The sequence below is a fragment of the Apilactobacillus sp. EABW-1NA genome (assembly GCF_030398685.1).
Taxonomy (GTDB): Bacteria; Bacillota; Bacilli; order Lactobacillales; family Lactobacillaceae; genus Apilactobacillus; species Apilactobacillus waqarii.
The window spans coordinates 131,921-147,685 of sequence record NZ_JAPDKO010000001.1; the positions used below are offsets into that span (position 1 = coordinate 131,921).

The following is a 15,765-nucleotide window of genomic DNA, read 5'->3' on the forward strand; positions in this document are numbered from 1 at the left end:
GCAAAGTTTTAATTAATTTGAAATTACTTTGTTACATTCTTGAAATATTAATCCCTTATCATATGAAATATATTGAGATAGAGAAAAAACGAGAGAGATTTTTTTATAAGAGAGAGGATTTTGAGAGATGAAAAAAATGATTACTAAAATTGCTATAACCGCAGCCGCGTTTACTTCACTACTATTTGCAGGTGCCGCTGCAAGTAACAACAACACTGCCCATGCTGATACTAATACCCAATTTACTTCAGTATATCGTGTTGCTAAGTCAAAACTAGGTGACCGTTACGTTTACGGCTCACAAGGTTCACGTACTTTTGACTGTTCTGGTTTTACAAAATACATATACAGACACGGTCTAGGTGTTAACTTACCTAGAACTGCACAACAACAATACCACTACTCTAAAAAAGTTGGTAAGAAGCACCTTAAAAAAGGTGATCTAGTATTTATCGGTTCATCAAAGAAGAGCATTTACCACGTTGGTATGTACATCGGTGGCGGTAAGATGATTGACGCTCAAAACCGTGGCGTTATCCGTGAAAGCATCCATGCTCCATGGTGGCACGTAGTAGCTTACGGTCGAGTAGCTTAATTTAATCTCTTAAAATCCAAAAAAAGACGATTACTAAATGTAATCGTCTTTTTTAATATTTTCTTATTGAACGTTGTAATCTGTAATCTTGACTTGATCATCTGAAACTTGTAGCTTAGTTAGACTACCATTGGCAGGTGGTTCAGTGACGTCGTATTTTCCTTCACCGAAACGTTCGACCAAACTTAATACCGCATTAGCGTGACTAATTAATAGGACATTATCGCCATCATGAATGTTCTTATCGTTTCTGATTAGGTCTAGTCCTTGGTCCCAACGTTTCCAGTATTCTTCGTTGCTTTCAGCTTGATGGAAAGGATCGGCTTCTTTTAAAAAATCCATAGCCTTCCCCAAAGAATACTTAGATACAATATCCTTAAATGTTGGTAATCCGTGTGGAGCACCAGCTGCATACCATGATTGTTCTAAATCGCTTCCTTCATAATAACCATAAAATTCTCCTCTAAGATAACTAGATACAGTTGGTTCTTTTACTGAATCAGCGGTGTTTTTATCTAAAATAATCTTTGCAGTTTTCATAGCTCTGGTAGTATCGCTACAGTAAGCAGCTGTGAAATGCATATTAGCTAATTTCTCTGCAGTTTTCTCAGCACCTGATATACCCTTATCGGTTAAAGGTGCATCAGTCCACCCTTGTAATCGATTGTAAACGTTAAAGTATGTTTGTCCGTGACGGACAACGTATAGATTAAATGTGATAACATTCATCCCCTTTTTAAACTGGTAATAATAGAATATCACTAATAAAAAAAGTTAGACAACATTCTGCCTAACTTAATTCAGTATTATAGTATTTAGACGCAATCTTGTGGTAGCGCAATTTATCTAGCGTCTTATAAATTATCATTTGTAGTTCGTGTAGTTTAATGATAGTGTAGGAACTCAATTGGACTAAGATTAATCTTTCAGTACGATTGATAATCTCTTGGTTACTAGTCAAAGCTAGCAAGTCGCTATGGACCATCTCTGGCATGAATTCAATTATTTGTCCATCACTTAACTGAACATTTAATTTTTTAGTATTACCTTTTCGCAATGCCGTCATCCTCCTACTGATTTAACTTTATTTTACAACATTTGTATAATTTTGCAACTATATATGGTGATTACTATTTTTTATTTTGCCACATATTGTGGTGATGCTTTTATGATACGAAAAAAACATGCCTTTTTGACTTCGGTCTGTTAATATTAAATATGAATTATATCAAAGGAGCTCTTCATTTTGAAAGCGATAAATTATCTGCGCTCTAAAATGTCCACTAGGTTAGGATTCTTCATTCTACTAGTTGTTTTATTTTGGGCTAAAACTATATACGCATATTTCACTGATTTCCAATTAGGACTTGCAAATCCGTTTGAATACTTCATAGCATTCATTAATCCAATCGCAACGACCATGCTATTGTTTGGACTTGCAATGTACATTAAATCAAGTCGATTATTTTACCCTATCATTCTATTGATTGATGGGTTAAACACTTTACTACTATATTTAAACGTTATTTATTACCGTGAATTTACCGACTTCATGACAGTAAGTACCATGACCGGTTACTCAAAGGTTAACCAAGGACTTAGCGGATCATCACTAGCACTTACCATGCCACATGATGTCTTCTACTGGTTAGATATCGTTTTAGTATTACTTCTACTATTATTTAGAGTAATTCGCATCGATAACAAGAAGTTCGGTGGTAAGGGTGCATTCGCCATTACTTCGGTTGCTGTGTTAATCTTCACCGCCAACCTATCATTTGGTGAAATGGCCAGACCACAACTTCTAACTAGAACTTTCGACCGTACATACATCGTTAAGTATCTTGGTGTCGATTCATTTACAGTCTATGACGCCATCTCAACTCAACACACTAAGGACTTGCGTGCAATGGCTACCAAGTCAGAAATGAATGACGTTAGAAAGTTCATCAACAAGCATTACGCTGCTCCTGAAAGATCCATGTTTGGATTAGCCAAGGGTAAAAACGTAATCATCATTCACTTGGAAAGTTTCCAACAATTCCTAATCGATAAGAAGGTAAATGGCCAAGAAGTAACTCCATTCTTGAACAGTCTCTACCATAGTAAGTCGACGATTGCCTTTTCTAACTTCTTCCATCAAGTGGGACAAGGAAAGACATCTGATGCTGAAAACATGCTAGAAACCAGCACCTATGGATTACCTCAAGGGTCAATGTTTACCCAATTTGGAAGTGACAACGTCTTCCAAGCAGCTCCTGCTATTTTGAAACAAGATAAGGGATACACTTCAGCGGTATTCCACGGAAACGTTGCTAGTTTCTGGAACCGAAACAATGTTTACAAGAACATGGGTTACCAATACTTCTTCGACGAAAGTTACTATGATACTTCCGGCGATAAAGCACTTGGTTATGGTTTGAAGGATAAACTATTATTCAGGGATTCCGTTAAGTACCTTGAAAGATTACAACAACCTTTCTACGCTAAGTACATCACTGTTACTAACCACTTCCCTTACTCAATCGATAGCGAAGATAGTAACTTTAAGACTACTAACACCGGTGACACCAAGGTTGATAACTACTTCAAGACTGCTCATTACCTAGATCAAGCCATCCAAGAATTCTACGCATACCTACAAAAATCAGGCTTGTTGAAGAAATCAATCATCATGCTATATGGAGATCACTATGGTATTTCTAACTCTGAAAACTTAAGTCTTGCCAGAGCACTTGGTAAGAACCCTAATGACTGGACCGACTTTGATAACGCTCAACTTCAACGTGTTCCATTGATGTTTAACATTCCTGGCATGAAAAAGGGATACATTGATAATACCTACGGTGGTGAAATTGATGTTTTACCTACTCTACTTCACCTTTTAGGTGTCAACACAAAACAATACATTCAATTCGGGACCGACTTATTCTCCAAGAAACATGATACTGTCGTTGCATTTAGAAACCGTGATTGGGTAAGTACTAAGTACACATCCATCAGTGGTACCATCTACAGCAACAAGACCGGTAAGGTAATTCACCCTACCCCTCATCAAAGAAAAGTTTTCAATAAGATGCAAGCTCGCGTTAACACCGAGTTATCATTCTCTGATGAACTAAACGAACAAAACTTACTTCGTTTTTACACCCCTAGCGGTTTCACTCCAGTAAATCCTAAGGATTACAATTACCAAAATGGATTTCAAAAGGAACTTGGAGCTGAAACGGAATTAGGTAAAAAGTCTACTAGTTTGTACGACAAACTTAAGAAGAAATCTACTCAATCCCTATACAAGACTGATGCACCAGAATTAAACCATTCAGGTGGATCATCTCGGATCTCCAAGAACAATAACGAAGATAACTAAAAGAAAACGACCAATCGAAAGATTGGTCGTTTTTTGTTTGCTTTAAACTAACTTAAAGGTAAAATGATTATAATTGGATTAAGAGATAGAGAAAAAGTGAGTTGAAATAATGAAACAATTTAAAAATAAAACCGTCGAATTGATTTATAGTCTGTTTATTATTTTCATCGCCGTTTCATCCGTTGCGATGGTCGGTCTAGACTACTTCGGCGTTATCAACATCTATCATGGTATTTTAGGAAATATCTACTATGGTATCTGGATCTTTTACATTATTGATTACATATCCGGCTTTCTATTGGCCAAGAACCACAAGCAATTCTTATTAGAAACATCGTTGGACTTGATTTCACTAATTCCAGCCCATCCGATTTTCGTGGTATTTCGTCTATACCGTGTGATTAGAATCGTCCGTCACTACAACCTATTCTGGAAATTTGGTTGGGACGGAAAAGTGACCGGTGGAATCCACCGTTTCATTTACGACACTGGTTTTATCTACCTATTCTCAATCAGTATCGTGATTTTAATCTTCAGTGCTTTGATTTACTCACACTTCGAACAACATGATTTATCCACTTCATTATGGTGGGCAATTACAACCGCCACTACCGTTGGTTACGGTGATATTTCTCCCCAAACTGCTGGTGGTAAACTAATTGCCGCATTCCTAATGTTCGGTGGAATTGGTTTTATTGGTTTGTTGACATCTACTATTACCGACTTCTTCACCCATGGAGATAAGGACGAAACAGACGATAAAATCGATCAATTAACCAAACAAATCGAAGCTTTGACTAAGGAAGTTCAAAGTCTTGAAAAGACGGTCAAAAAAAATAGCACCCCATCAAAGGATGCTAAGAAAAAATAGTTTTTTATGATAATTGAGTACTGTGAATTGGTGCTCGATTTCCTGGGTATAGGTCGTTCATAATCGCATTGATTGTGATTGGAACTTCACCGAATCCAGTCGCGATGATAGTTTGTTTACCATCGTATTTGGCTTGATCACCCACGGCATAAATGTTTTTGATATTAGTTTGAAGATTGCCATCAACCTTTGTGGCATGGTGGTCTTCTTCGATATCTACATTCCAGCCTTGCATGTCTTTATTATTAGAAATGAAGCCGTAATTTACCAGAATCTTATCAACATCAATATCGATGAATTCATCATCTGTCTTCATCTTCTTAGCGTGGACTCTAACTTGGTTGTTGTCCACGTTTTCTAATGACTTAATCAAGTAAGGAGTAACTAGTTTGACGCTTGATTGCTTCAATAAGTTAACGGTGTGTTCTAGTCCTCTAAACTCGTTTCTACGGTGCAACAAGTAGACTTCATCGGCAATATCTTCTAGCATTAGTGCTTGATCGATTGCTGAATCACCACCACCTGCGACTAAAACTTTTTTATTTTTAAAGGCATCTAGGTCCGAAGCGGTGTATACTAGTTGTTGGTCTGAGATTGTTTCGACACCATCAGCGCTTAGTTTACGTGGGTTAAATGCTCCGTTACCAACCGCCACAACGATGGCTTTAGTTTTGGTAATTCCCTTATTTGTGGTAACCTTGAAAACGTCGTCGTCTTTCTCAACGTTGACTACTGTTTGATTCAACTTAATGTCACCATCCATGGTGGCAAGTTGTTTCTTCAAGTTAGCCACTAAATCACGACCTGAAATCGCAGGATAGGCTGGGATATCTAGAATCGTTTTTTCTGGATATAATGCATTTACTTGTCCCCCTAGTTCTGAAAGACTTTCGATGATTTGGAATTTGGCGGTACGTAGTCCGGCATAAAAACCGGCGAACATTCCAACGGGACCTCCTCCAATTATCGTAATATCATAGATTTCATCTGACATTTTATTTTAACTCCTTTTATTTTGGTGTTATTTAATATATTATGTATCTTATAATTATACTTTAGCAAAGGAAGAACAATTATGCACAGCAAACGCAGAAAAATTATCATTGGGATTGTTTTGATTATTGAAGCAATTGCCCTATTCATCACTACCTCATGGATTTTCAGAGGTCGTGTCCTAAATGATGTGAAGGTAGATAAGACAAGAACTGCAACTATCTTCATCCCCGGTTATGGTGGTAACGCCGTTTCAACCGATGACTTCATTAATCAATTCAACGATCATGGCATTGCTAAGCGTGCTCTTCGTATTCATATTTCTAGTAAGGGTAAGGTTACTACCATGAAGAAATATGTCAAGAAGATTTCAGCTGACAACCCATTAGTTCAATTAATCTTTGAAGACAACACTCACCCAATCAAAGAAGCTAAACAAATGAAGAACGTGATGACTTACCTATACAAGACTTATCACATTAAATCAGTTAACTTCTTAGGACATTCATCAGGTGGTCAAATCGCCTACGAATACATGGTTAGAAACCCTAACCAAAAGAACGCTCCTAAGATTAACAAGTTCGTAAGTATCGCCAACGACTACCCAGCTGGTGACAAACGTGCTAAGAACTTACCACGTAACCTAAAGATTTTTAACATTGCTGGTGAAATTTACAACGTTGGTACCGATGGTGAAGAAGCCGTTGATATCGTTAAACCAATGGGTAAACTAGTTAAGCCTTACGTTAAGAGCTACCAATTCTACCTATACCGTGGAGATCCAATTTCTGCTGAACATTCAATGTTACACGAAAACCCAACATTGGATAAAACAATTGCTGAATTCCTATTTAGAAACTAGCAACCAAATCTCGATTTCGTTTATAAGTCGAGATTTTTTATTAACAAATTTCTAATTTTTGTTAAATTTGTTCGTATTTATATATCATTTCCTTAAAAACTTCTTAGTATCCCCTTTTATTTTGGACGAAAAGCCCATATAATTAAAGTTAATGAAAAATGTTCACGGACAAAGATCCGTGAGGGGAATTAATATTGGGAGGGTTTTTCATTATGGCAAAGCAAAAAATTATCTTAGACGTTGATACAGGTGTCGATGACGCAATGGCTATCGCCTACGCTGTCGCTGCCCCTAACGCCGATTTAGTAGGTGTTGTTAACTCATACGGAAACGTATTGGTAGAACAAGCCGCTAAGAACTCACTAGAAATTCTAGACCTATTAGGTGCTACTGACGTACCAGTATTTGAAGGTGAACCACATTCACTAGAAACTGACAGTTTCGAAGTAATGGAAGTTTCAGCTCATATTCATGGTGTTAACGGTGTTGGTGAAGTTGAATTACCAGCAAGTAGCCGCCAAGTGGAAGAACAATCTGGTGTCGACTTCATCATCGAAGCCGCTCACAAGTACGGTAAAGATTTAACAATCATCCCTACTGGTCCACTTACCAACCTAGCCTTAGCACTACGTAAGGACCCATCAATTGCCGACTTAATCGGTAACGTTACTCTAATGGGTGGTGCTTTGACTGTTCCTGGTAACGTTTCTGATGCTGCTGAAGCAAACATCAACCAAGATGCAACTGCTGCAAACGAAGTATTCAGAAGCCCACTACACGATACTATGGTTGGTCTAGACGTTACATTAAGAACTCTTCTAACTAAAAAAGAAACTCAACAATGGCGTGACTTAGGTACTGTTGCTGGTGAAAAGTTCGCTGATATCGTTGACTACTACATCGATATTTACGATGAAATGTACCCACACCTAGGTGGTTGTTCACTACACGACCCATTAGCCGTTGGTGTTGCTTGTGACCCAAGCTTCGTTCAAACATTGGACTTAGACCTATTGGTTCACACTGGTGAATTAAACTACGGACGTACTACCGGTGATACTGCTCACCTAGACGATCCAAACCCTACTGCAAGTGTTGCTATCCAAGTAGATGAGAAGCGTTACCTAAAGACATTTATGGAATACTTGAACTACTTATTCGCAAACAACAAGTAAACAAAAAGGACTTAAACTTCTGGTTTAAGTCCTTTTTTATTTATTCATTAAAGTATTTGTGTAAGAATACTGCGACTCCATCGTCATTGTGATCGACGGTCACATCTGTGGCAATTGACTTAATTTCATCGGAGGCGTTGCCCATCGCAACCCCGACATTGGCAGCTTCAATCATTTCGTAATCATTTTCTGCATCACCAAATGCCATCAGATTGGAAAAATCCATTTCTAAGTGCTTTAACAAGATATTTAAACCGTAAGCCTTACTCATGTTTAATGGCAAAAATTCCATGATTTTGGGCTGAGAACGGACGATTTTATAATGGTCAGTAATTTCTGAAGGGAAATTAGCACGCGCATTATCCAATGTCGCAATTTGTTCTGACATGATAGCCTTACTGTATGGTTTATCATCTAATTTCTTGAAATCAATTGGAACGAATTCAAGTGGTGAATTCAAGACTTCCTTATAGGTTGATTTGACCAAGTCGGTTAATTCATAAACCTTTTCAAAGTCTAAGATGTCCAATGGTAAATCGTTATCCAATGCGTATTGGTGAATCAATGAAAAGTCATCTAAGGTTAGTCCCTTTTGATTTAGCACCTTTTGATCATGGTTTCGAATTACCATGCCACCGTTGAAAGTGATGGTGTAATCATTTTCTTCAGTTAGCTCCAGTTGTTTTACATATGGCCAAACCGCATTAATCGGACGACCGGTACATAGGACAACGGCGATTCCTTTTTTATGTAATTTTTGTAGTGTTGAAACATTTTCATCACTAATTTCTTTTGCTGAATTCAATAGTGTATTGTCTAAGTCCAGTGCAATCATTTTTATCATAATGTGACTCCTTTTGAGTGAATAAAAAAACGACATTACAAAGTAATGCCGTCACTCTAAAATATTAAGCTTCCAACTGTGATTCTAATTCTTTTAGTTCAGTTTCACGAATGGAACGGGGTAAGAAACGACGAATTTCTTCCTCATTGTACCCAACTTCCAAACGTTTGTCATCAAACACAATAGGACGTTTGATAAGGTCTGGATACTTGACAACTAAATCTACCAAATCTGATAGTGACAAGCTATCAAAATCGATGTTTAGCTTCTTGAAAATTTTGGATCTTGTTGAAATGATGTCTTCGCTCCCATTTTCAGTAAGACGTAAGATTTGTTTTACTTCGTCCGCATTCAATGGGTTAGAATTGATATTTCTTTCGCGGAAAGCAATATCGTGGCCCTTTAACCAGGCTCTGGCTTTACGACTGGATGCACTACTTGGTGCTACGTAAAGATTCAACATTTATATCACCCCTTAATCGCTTAATTTTTATAAAAACAATTATGGTTAGGTTAGTAGTACTTACTAAATGTAAATACAATTAACTGTAATTATCTTAACATACCTATAAGATAAATCAATTTAAATTTTTATTAAGAATAGGTAAATGTTAATCAAATCTTAATTTTTCATTTTAAAAAAAGTGATAAAATATACACAACAAAAGAAACGGAAGAATCATAACAATTTAAGATGGGGGTGGCTCGATGAAAATAAATCTTTTAGAGACAAGTGATACACACGGCTTTTTGTTCCCAACTAACTATGTAAACTTAAAGGACGATAAACCCTTTGGGATGCTTCGTTGTGCTACAGCAATTAAGGATCTCAGAACCAGGCTGGATAACGTCGTAGCCATCGATAATGGAGATTTCTTGCAAGGTTCAGCACTAGCTTATTACATTGCCGAAATCAAAAAACAATCCGCACCGAAACAAATTAACGACACATTTAATGCTGTTGATTATGATTTTGGAGTATTAGGAAATCATGAGTTTAATTACGGACTATCATACTTACACAACACCATAAATGAGAGCACTCGCCATTTTCTTTGTGCCAACATTATCGATCAAGACGGTAACCACCCATTTGGTAACCCATATGAAATTAAAGATATTAATGGTGTGAAAGTCGGATTCTTAGGTCTAACCACCCAAGGCACCACTAAATGGGAAAAGAACTCCCATTTAGCCGGTCTAACCTTTCTTTCTGCCAAGGACACCGCAGCCAAATACATCCCTGAAATGGCCGAAAAAACCGATTTAAACGTCATCGTTTATCATGGCGGAATCGAACGAGATGAAGAAGGTGTCCCAACCGAAGTCTTAAACGGTGAAAACGAAACATACGACATCCTAGCGCACGTTAAAGGTGTCGATGCCATTATCACCGGTCACCAACACAGAAAGATTGCCGGTCACCTATTGGGTGTGCCAATCATTCAACCAGGTCATCGAGGCCAATACATCGGTCACATTGAATTAGATGTTCAACAAGATGACAACGGTAAATACTTTGTGCAATCAAGTGAATCTGAATTAATTCCGACTAAGAAGTACCCTGTTGATCATGAAATCGCCGATAAGTTGAACGACATTCAAGAACAAATCAACAAGTGGTTAGATGAACCAATGGCTCATATCGAAGGTTCAATGGACTTTGATAACGCCTTTGAAGCCCGTCTACACAAGACTAGTTTCATCCAGTTCATTCAAAACATTCAGATGCAAACTATGGGAGTCGATATTTCGGCAACCGCCCTATTTAATGATGAAGCTCACGGTTTTGAAAATCCGATTACAATGAGAAATATCATCACTAACTACGTTTACCCTAACAGTCTATCCGTGCTAAAGATTACCGGTGCCGAATTAAAGGCCGCCATGGAAACTAGCGCGAAGTACTTTGATTATCAAAACGGTAAGATTGGGGTGAACCATGACTACATCTTCCCTAAGCTAAAACACTATAACTACGATATGTATGAAGGTGTCGACTACGTGATTAACGTCGCTAAACCAGTTGGTCATCGCATCGAAGACTTAACCTACCATGGCAAGCCAATCGATGACGACGCCGAATTAAAAATCGTGTTAAACATCTATCGTGCCGTCGGTGGTGGAAACTACCAAATGTTTTCTCAAGACAAGATTATCAAATCTGATGATCGCATGATGAGCCAATTAATTGCTGATTACTTAAGAGAACACAAGACCATTAAGGCAGAAAACAATCATAACTTCAAGGTCATCTACAGACCATAAAAAAAGAGTTCCAAAACTTCATGTTTTGGGACTCTTTTTAGTTTAACAATAATAGCATTAAGCTTCTTTAACTGTATTATGATTGCGTTTCTTATTCTTACCAACGTATTGAACAGCTTTTAGTTCACGAATGGTAGTAACCTTAATCTTACCTGGATAAGTCAATTCATCTTGAATTTGATCCTTAACGTGCTTAGTCAATAACTTACTGTTATCATCATTTAGCATTTCAGGATTTACAATAATTCTGATTTCACGTCCAGCTTGGATTGCATAACTATCACGTACACCCTTGTGTTGGTTAGCAATGTTTTCTAGGTTACGTAAACGACTGACGTATTCTTCAATTGATTCACTTCTAGCTCCTGGACGTGCACCGGAAATGGCGTCGGCAGTGGCAACTAGAATGGCGATTGGGTCAGTTGGTTCAACGTCACCGTGGTGAGAAGCAATTGAGTTAACTACAACTTCATTTTCACCAAAGGCCTCAGTTAGTTTTACCCCTAGTTCAACGTGGGTACCACCAACTTCGTGGTCAATGGCTTTACCAATATCGTGAAGTAATCCAGCACGCTTGGCTAATTGGGTATTCAAACCTAATTCAGCAGCCAAAGCACCGGTCAATTGAGCAGTTTCAATTGAGTGGTATAAAACGTTTTGACCATAACTAGTTCTAAACTTCAACTTACCAATAATCTTCATCAAGTCAGGATGAACACGTCCAACGTGTAGTGAGTGAACAACTGTTTCACCGGTTTCACGTAAAGCTGCGTTTACCTTTTGGGTAGTGGTATTAACCAGATACTCGATGTTGCTGTTGGTAAAGTGACGAGAAATAATTAGACTTTCAATAGTTGTACGAGCAATTTCTCTTCTAATTGGATCATGAGTAACAATGTGAAGTAGTAATGGGTAGTCTTCATCAAAGATTAAATCAGTTCCAGTTAGGGTTTGTAGTAGACGAACATGTTGTTCATCCTTACCAATTAACTTGGATTTGATGTCGCTACTTGGCAAGGCAATGTTTCTTTCAATGTGACTTCTAGGTTCATCCCTAGGGCCTCTTTGAATGGCTTCGATTACTAAGTCATTAGCAATCTTGTTAGCGGCAACCTTGCTTTCGGACAAGTTGTACTTAACTTCGATGTCTTTTTCACGACGAAGAGCGTTTTCGGTATGATTCAACACAGCGTGACGAGCATAGTTCTTGTCGATATGACTGATTGATTGAAGCGTCAATTCACGTTGTTGCCAAATGTCTTCGGCTTGGTGCATGACGTCATCGATATCATCTTGGACCTTAGCTTGTTCATCGCTGCGTTCATTTAAATCATTAGTATATTTAGTTAGGCGGTTCTTCATTTGTTCCAAGTACTTTTCGTGTTGGTTCAAACGGTTTTCACGAGTGATGTTTTCTTCTTTTTGAGATTCGATTTCATCGTCTGCAATCTTTTGGTATTGCATAATGTCTTCTTTGTCATCGGCAATAATTTGCTTAGCCTTAATGGCAGTATCATCAGCGGTCTTTTGAAGATGTTGTTCGGCCTTGCTTTTGGCGGCGTCAACTTGACCCTTGATGCGCATATCACTAACCCAAAACCCTAATAAAGCACCAGCAATTAAAAATACTAATGCGGCTAGTTCAATCAAAAAGCGTCCTCCTTTCTGATTTTTTTAGTTATTTTTTTAACGAATATTAAACGTATTGTTTGATGGTGTTATTACACACTATCTATAATAACATTTAACCCCCTATTTGATACACTGAAAGTTTTTAAAATTACGAAAAAGACGCTAGATTCAACATCTAACGCCCTTAATATTATTTAAAATATTTGTTCAAAAATCCCTTAATTGTATCAACATACAACTTTGGATTGGTTTCATATGAAGCTGCATGGGCTGCATTTTTAACAACTAGTAATTGTTTGGGACCCTTGCTAGCCTTGTATAGTGGGTAAACCATGCGAGTTGGTACAAACTTATCGTCAGCTCCGTGGATGAATAACATTGGACGATGGTTCTTCTTCACTTGATTTAGTGACGAAGCTTCGTACATGCTGTATCCGGCTCTAACGTGGGTAATTCCACTTAGAATTGGAACCAATGGCCAACGTGGAAATGCTGGCATGTGGTAAAGTTGACCGGCTTCATAATTAATTTCATCAGAAACACTGGTGTAACCACAGTCTTCAATAAATGCCTTAACTTGGTGTGGAACGTCTTTTTCACCTGATACCATCATGGTAGTAGCTCCCCCCATGCTGACACCAAACATCACAATCTCGGTCTTTGGCCCTTGGTACTTGATGACTTTTTTCATCCATTTAATGTAATCTAAACGATCAGGCCAACCGTAACCAACGTAGTTACCCTCACTTTGGCCTTGGCCTCTATCATCGGGAGTTAAAACGTTGTAACCCATTTGATGGAAGATGTAGGCATAAGGAGCCATCTTTTCCTTACTTCCCATGTAACCGTGAGCAATGACTACGGTCTTGTTGGTCTTCTTATCGGCTGGAATGTAGTTAGCTACCAGCTTTAAGTTACCGGTCGCAGACTTTTGGGTCCAGTGAATCTTTTTGACGTTGTAGTACCACTTGGTACCCGCATATAGTGGTGAATTCTTCTTAATTTTATCGTTACTTAAAAAGGTCTTGTGTGAAGGAACCACGGCAACGTTGTAGAAGTACATCCCCGCACTCACAAAACCAACGACCGTTAATACGATTAAAGTAATCACGGTCGCTAATAAAATTTTGGTTTTCTTTTTCAAGATAGTGCTCTCCATTTCGGTATTTAATAATTCGAGTATAGAGTTTCAATAAATAAAAAGCAACTACCCGCCAATTTGACGCTTTTTCGGTTATAATATGCGTAGAGGTGTTGTAAATGTTTCCGATTCGATTAAGAGCTCTTCGTAAAGGGCAACATATCAGTATGAACCAACTTGCAAACAATCTAAACGAAAGATTTCCAGAAGATGAACACAAAAATACCCCTTCACAAATTGGTAATTGGGAACGCGGGATTCGTTCACCTTCCTATGTCGAAATCAAAAAACTGGCATTGTACTTCAACGTCAGCATGGATTATTTGACAGGAAGAACTTCTGTTGAACATTTTAATCTAGGTAGCGTCTTGATGGAAAAAAATGAACTAACCTTTGGTAACCACACTTTGGATCAACAAGATCGATACGAAGTATATCAACTTATCAATGGTTATCTTCATGGCAAGGACCGTCAATACTTAGAAGACGGTGAACAACCAGAAGCATACCAAGAAGAACTTAATTTAAATTTTGATGATTATAAAATGTAAAAAACCCCAGAATATTTTCTGGAGTTTTTTTCGTAATTAATATTTTTAATCTTTTGGTAGATTTGGATTGTCTAAGTGGTTAATTTGCCCCTTAAACTCGTCGGCGTTAACTTCGATATCCTTGCTATGATCCTTACCAGTTTCACCGTATGAAACCATGTAATCGGCAGCTTCACCGTGTTCTACGATATCTAGTCCGGCTCTTTCTTCTTCTTCAGTTACACGCATTGGCATTACTAGTTTTAGTAGTGAAATAATAATTGCGCAAGCCACTGCAACGAAGATGATTGTTACTAAAGTAGCGATAATTTGAGTTAGGAATAACTTGAAACCACCACCGTAGAATAGACCGTTGTCTACAACTGAGCTGTTTACCGCCTTAGTAGCAAATAAACCAGTCATGATACTTCCGACCATTCCTGAAACACCGTGACAACCGAATGCATCAAGTGTGTCATCGGCACCTACTTTAGCCTTTAGCACGTTTACGTAGAAGTAACTTACTAGAGTAGCAACAATTCCGATTGCAAAAGCACCGGCGATAGTTACGAAACCAGCTGCTGGAGTGATACCAACAAGTCCACAAAGTGTACCAGTACAGATACCACCTAATTGTGGCTTTCCAACAAAGTGCATGTCTAATAGCATCCATACCATCATTGAAGTTGCGGCAGCAACAGTTGATGTCATGGTAGCTTGCATTGCGACATTGTTGACACCTAGAGCTGATCCAGCGTTGAAACCATACCAACCAATCCAAAGAATGGTAGTACCTAGCAATACCCATGAAAGGTTGTAGTGCTTAGTTTCTTTACCGAAGTTTAGACGCTTACCTAGGTAAATTGATAATACCAACGCAGTAACCCCTGCATTAATATGTACGACAGTTCCACCAGCAAAGTCTAAAGTACCTAGCTTTGCTAAGAATCCAGTTGGTGACCATACCATGTGTACCATTGGGTAGTAAATGATAATTGACCATAGGATTACAAACCATAATAAGAACTTGAAACGAATACGACCAACAATCGCACCAACGAATAGCGCTGGAGTGATAACCGCAAACATCATTTCAAAGATTGAGTAAATGCTTACTGGAATCTTAGTTGGTGTTAGTGATGTAAGATCAATTCCATTCATAAATGGATGGGCTAGGTTTCCAATAAATCCACCTATATCACCTGAGAATGAAAGACTGTAACCAAATACAACCCAAAGAATAACCGCTAAACCTGTCATAATGAATACTGACATGGTAGTGTTAACAACGTTTTTCTTTGAAACTAGGCCCCCATAGAAGAATGCTAGACCCGGTGTCATAAACAGAACTAAAATACTTGAAATAAAAACAAATCCAGTACTTGCTAAATCCATCAATATCTACCTTCATTTCCTTATAATGTTATATCATGTAACATATTATAGCATTAAAATTAAATAAGTACAGGGTTAATTGTCTTTAA

The 15,765-nt window shown here is 38.0% G+C and carries 15 protein-coding genes; 7 read left to right on the forward strand and 8 right to left on the reverse strand.

Annotation, left to right across the window (positions count from 1 at the left end):
- The first annotated feature begins 127 nt into the window (after nt 1-127).
- Complete coding sequence (locus OEZ61_RS00245) at nt 128-595, forward strand: NlpC/P60 family protein (RefSeq protein WP_034534070.1); 468 nt, start codon at nt 128-130, stop codon at nt 593-595.
- A gap of 63 nt (nt 596-658) precedes the next feature.
- On the opposite strand, the gene OEZ61_RS00250 is transcribed toward OEZ61_RS00245, so the two are convergent.
- The gene (locus OEZ61_RS00250; RefSeq protein WP_034534072.1) at nt 659-1,324 is read right to left on the reverse strand and encodes a histidine phosphatase family protein; all 666 of its coding nucleotides are present in this window, start codon (nt 1,322-1,324) and stop codon (nt 659-661) included.
- Nucleotides 1,325-1,385: 61 nt separating this feature from the next.
- On the reverse strand, nt 1,386-1,652 hold the full coding sequence (locus OEZ61_RS00255; RefSeq protein WP_290046519.1) for a hypothetical protein: 267 nt from the start codon (nt 1,650-1,652) through the stop codon (nt 1,386-1,388).
- A gap of 219 nt (nt 1,653-1,871) precedes the next feature.
- Here OEZ61_RS00255 and OEZ61_RS00260 point away from each other — a divergent pair, with 219 nt between their 5' ends.
- Nucleotides 1,872-3,965, forward strand: a complete 2,094-nt coding sequence (locus OEZ61_RS00260; RefSeq protein ID WP_171823641.1) for an LTA synthase family protein — start codon at nt 1,872-1,874, stop codon at nt 3,963-3,965.
- A 109-nt stretch (nt 3,966-4,074) separates the two neighbouring features.
- Nucleotides 4,075-4,836, forward strand: a complete 762-nt coding sequence (locus tag OEZ61_RS00265) for a potassium channel family protein (protein ID WP_053791421.1) — start codon at nt 4,075-4,077, stop codon at nt 4,834-4,836.
- Nucleotides 4,837-4,840: 4 nt separating this feature from the next.
- On the opposite strand, the gene OEZ61_RS00270 is transcribed toward OEZ61_RS00265, so the two are convergent.
- On the reverse strand, nt 4,841-5,830 hold the full coding sequence (locus OEZ61_RS00270; protein ID WP_041152830.1) for an NAD(P)/FAD-dependent oxidoreductase: 990 nt from the start codon (nt 5,828-5,830) through the stop codon (nt 4,841-4,843).
- An 81-nt stretch (nt 5,831-5,911) separates the two neighbouring features.
- On the opposite strand from OEZ61_RS00270, the gene OEZ61_RS00275 reads away from it, so the two are divergent.
- Both OEZ61_RS00275 and OEZ61_RS00280 read left to right on the forward strand, forming a co-directional pair.
- Nucleotides 5,912-6,691, forward strand: a complete 780-nt coding sequence (locus OEZ61_RS00275; RefSeq protein ID WP_051592184.1) for an alpha/beta hydrolase — start codon at nt 5,912-5,914, stop codon at nt 6,689-6,691.
- 212 nt (nt 6,692-6,903) lie between these two features.
- Nucleotides 6,904-7,866, forward strand: a complete 963-nt coding sequence (locus tag OEZ61_RS00280) for a nucleoside hydrolase (RefSeq protein WP_290046530.1) — start codon at nt 6,904-6,906, stop codon at nt 7,864-7,866.
- 40 nt (nt 7,867-7,906) lie between these two features.
- Here the strand turns inward: OEZ61_RS00280 and OEZ61_RS00285 are convergent, their stop codons facing one another.
- On the reverse strand, nt 7,907-8,710 hold the full coding sequence (locus tag OEZ61_RS00285) for a Cof-type HAD-IIB family hydrolase (RefSeq protein WP_290046532.1): 804 nt from the start codon (nt 8,708-8,710) through the stop codon (nt 7,907-7,909).
- Nucleotides 8,711-8,774: 64 nt separating this feature from the next.
- Nucleotides 8,775-9,173: a transcriptional regulator Spx gene (spx, locus tag OEZ61_RS00290; protein WP_034534086.1), complete on the reverse strand. Its 399-nt coding sequence runs from the start codon at nt 9,171-9,173 to the stop codon at nt 8,775-8,777.
- Nucleotides 9,174-9,418: 245 nt separating this feature from the next.
- Between spx and OEZ61_RS00295 the strand changes: the two genes are divergently transcribed.
- On the forward strand, nt 9,419-10,978 hold the full coding sequence (locus tag OEZ61_RS00295) for a bifunctional UDP-sugar hydrolase/5'-nucleotidase (RefSeq protein ID WP_290046537.1): 1,560 nt from the start codon (nt 9,419-9,421) through the stop codon (nt 10,976-10,978).
- A 57-nt stretch (nt 10,979-11,035) separates the two neighbouring features.
- Here OEZ61_RS00295 and rny read toward each other — a convergent pair whose 3' ends face one another.
- Both rny and OEZ61_RS00305 read right to left on the reverse strand, forming a co-directional pair.
- The gene (gene rny / locus OEZ61_RS00300; protein WP_057197372.1) at nt 11,036-12,628 is read right to left on the reverse strand and encodes a ribonuclease Y; all 1,593 of its coding nucleotides are present in this window, start codon (nt 12,626-12,628) and stop codon (nt 11,036-11,038) included.
- A gap of 172 nt (nt 12,629-12,800) precedes the next feature.
- On the reverse strand, nt 12,801-13,754 hold the full coding sequence (locus tag OEZ61_RS00305; protein WP_232347952.1) for an alpha/beta hydrolase: 954 nt from the start codon (nt 13,752-13,754) through the stop codon (nt 12,801-12,803).
- A gap of 116 nt (nt 13,755-13,870) precedes the next feature.
- On the opposite strand from OEZ61_RS00305, the gene OEZ61_RS00310 reads away from it, so the two are divergent.
- Nucleotides 13,871-14,302, forward strand: coding sequence for a helix-turn-helix transcriptional regulator (locus OEZ61_RS00310; protein WP_034530974.1), 432 nt, complete (start codon nt 13,871-13,873; stop codon nt 14,300-14,302).
- A 45-nt stretch (nt 14,303-14,347) separates the two neighbouring features.
- On the opposite strand, the gene OEZ61_RS00315 is transcribed toward OEZ61_RS00310, so the two are convergent.
- Complete coding sequence (locus tag OEZ61_RS00315; protein ID WP_034530975.1) at nt 14,348-15,676, reverse strand: ammonium transporter; 1,329 nt, start codon at nt 15,674-15,676, stop codon at nt 14,348-14,350.
- Between the last annotated feature and the right edge of the window lie 89 nt (nt 15,677-15,765).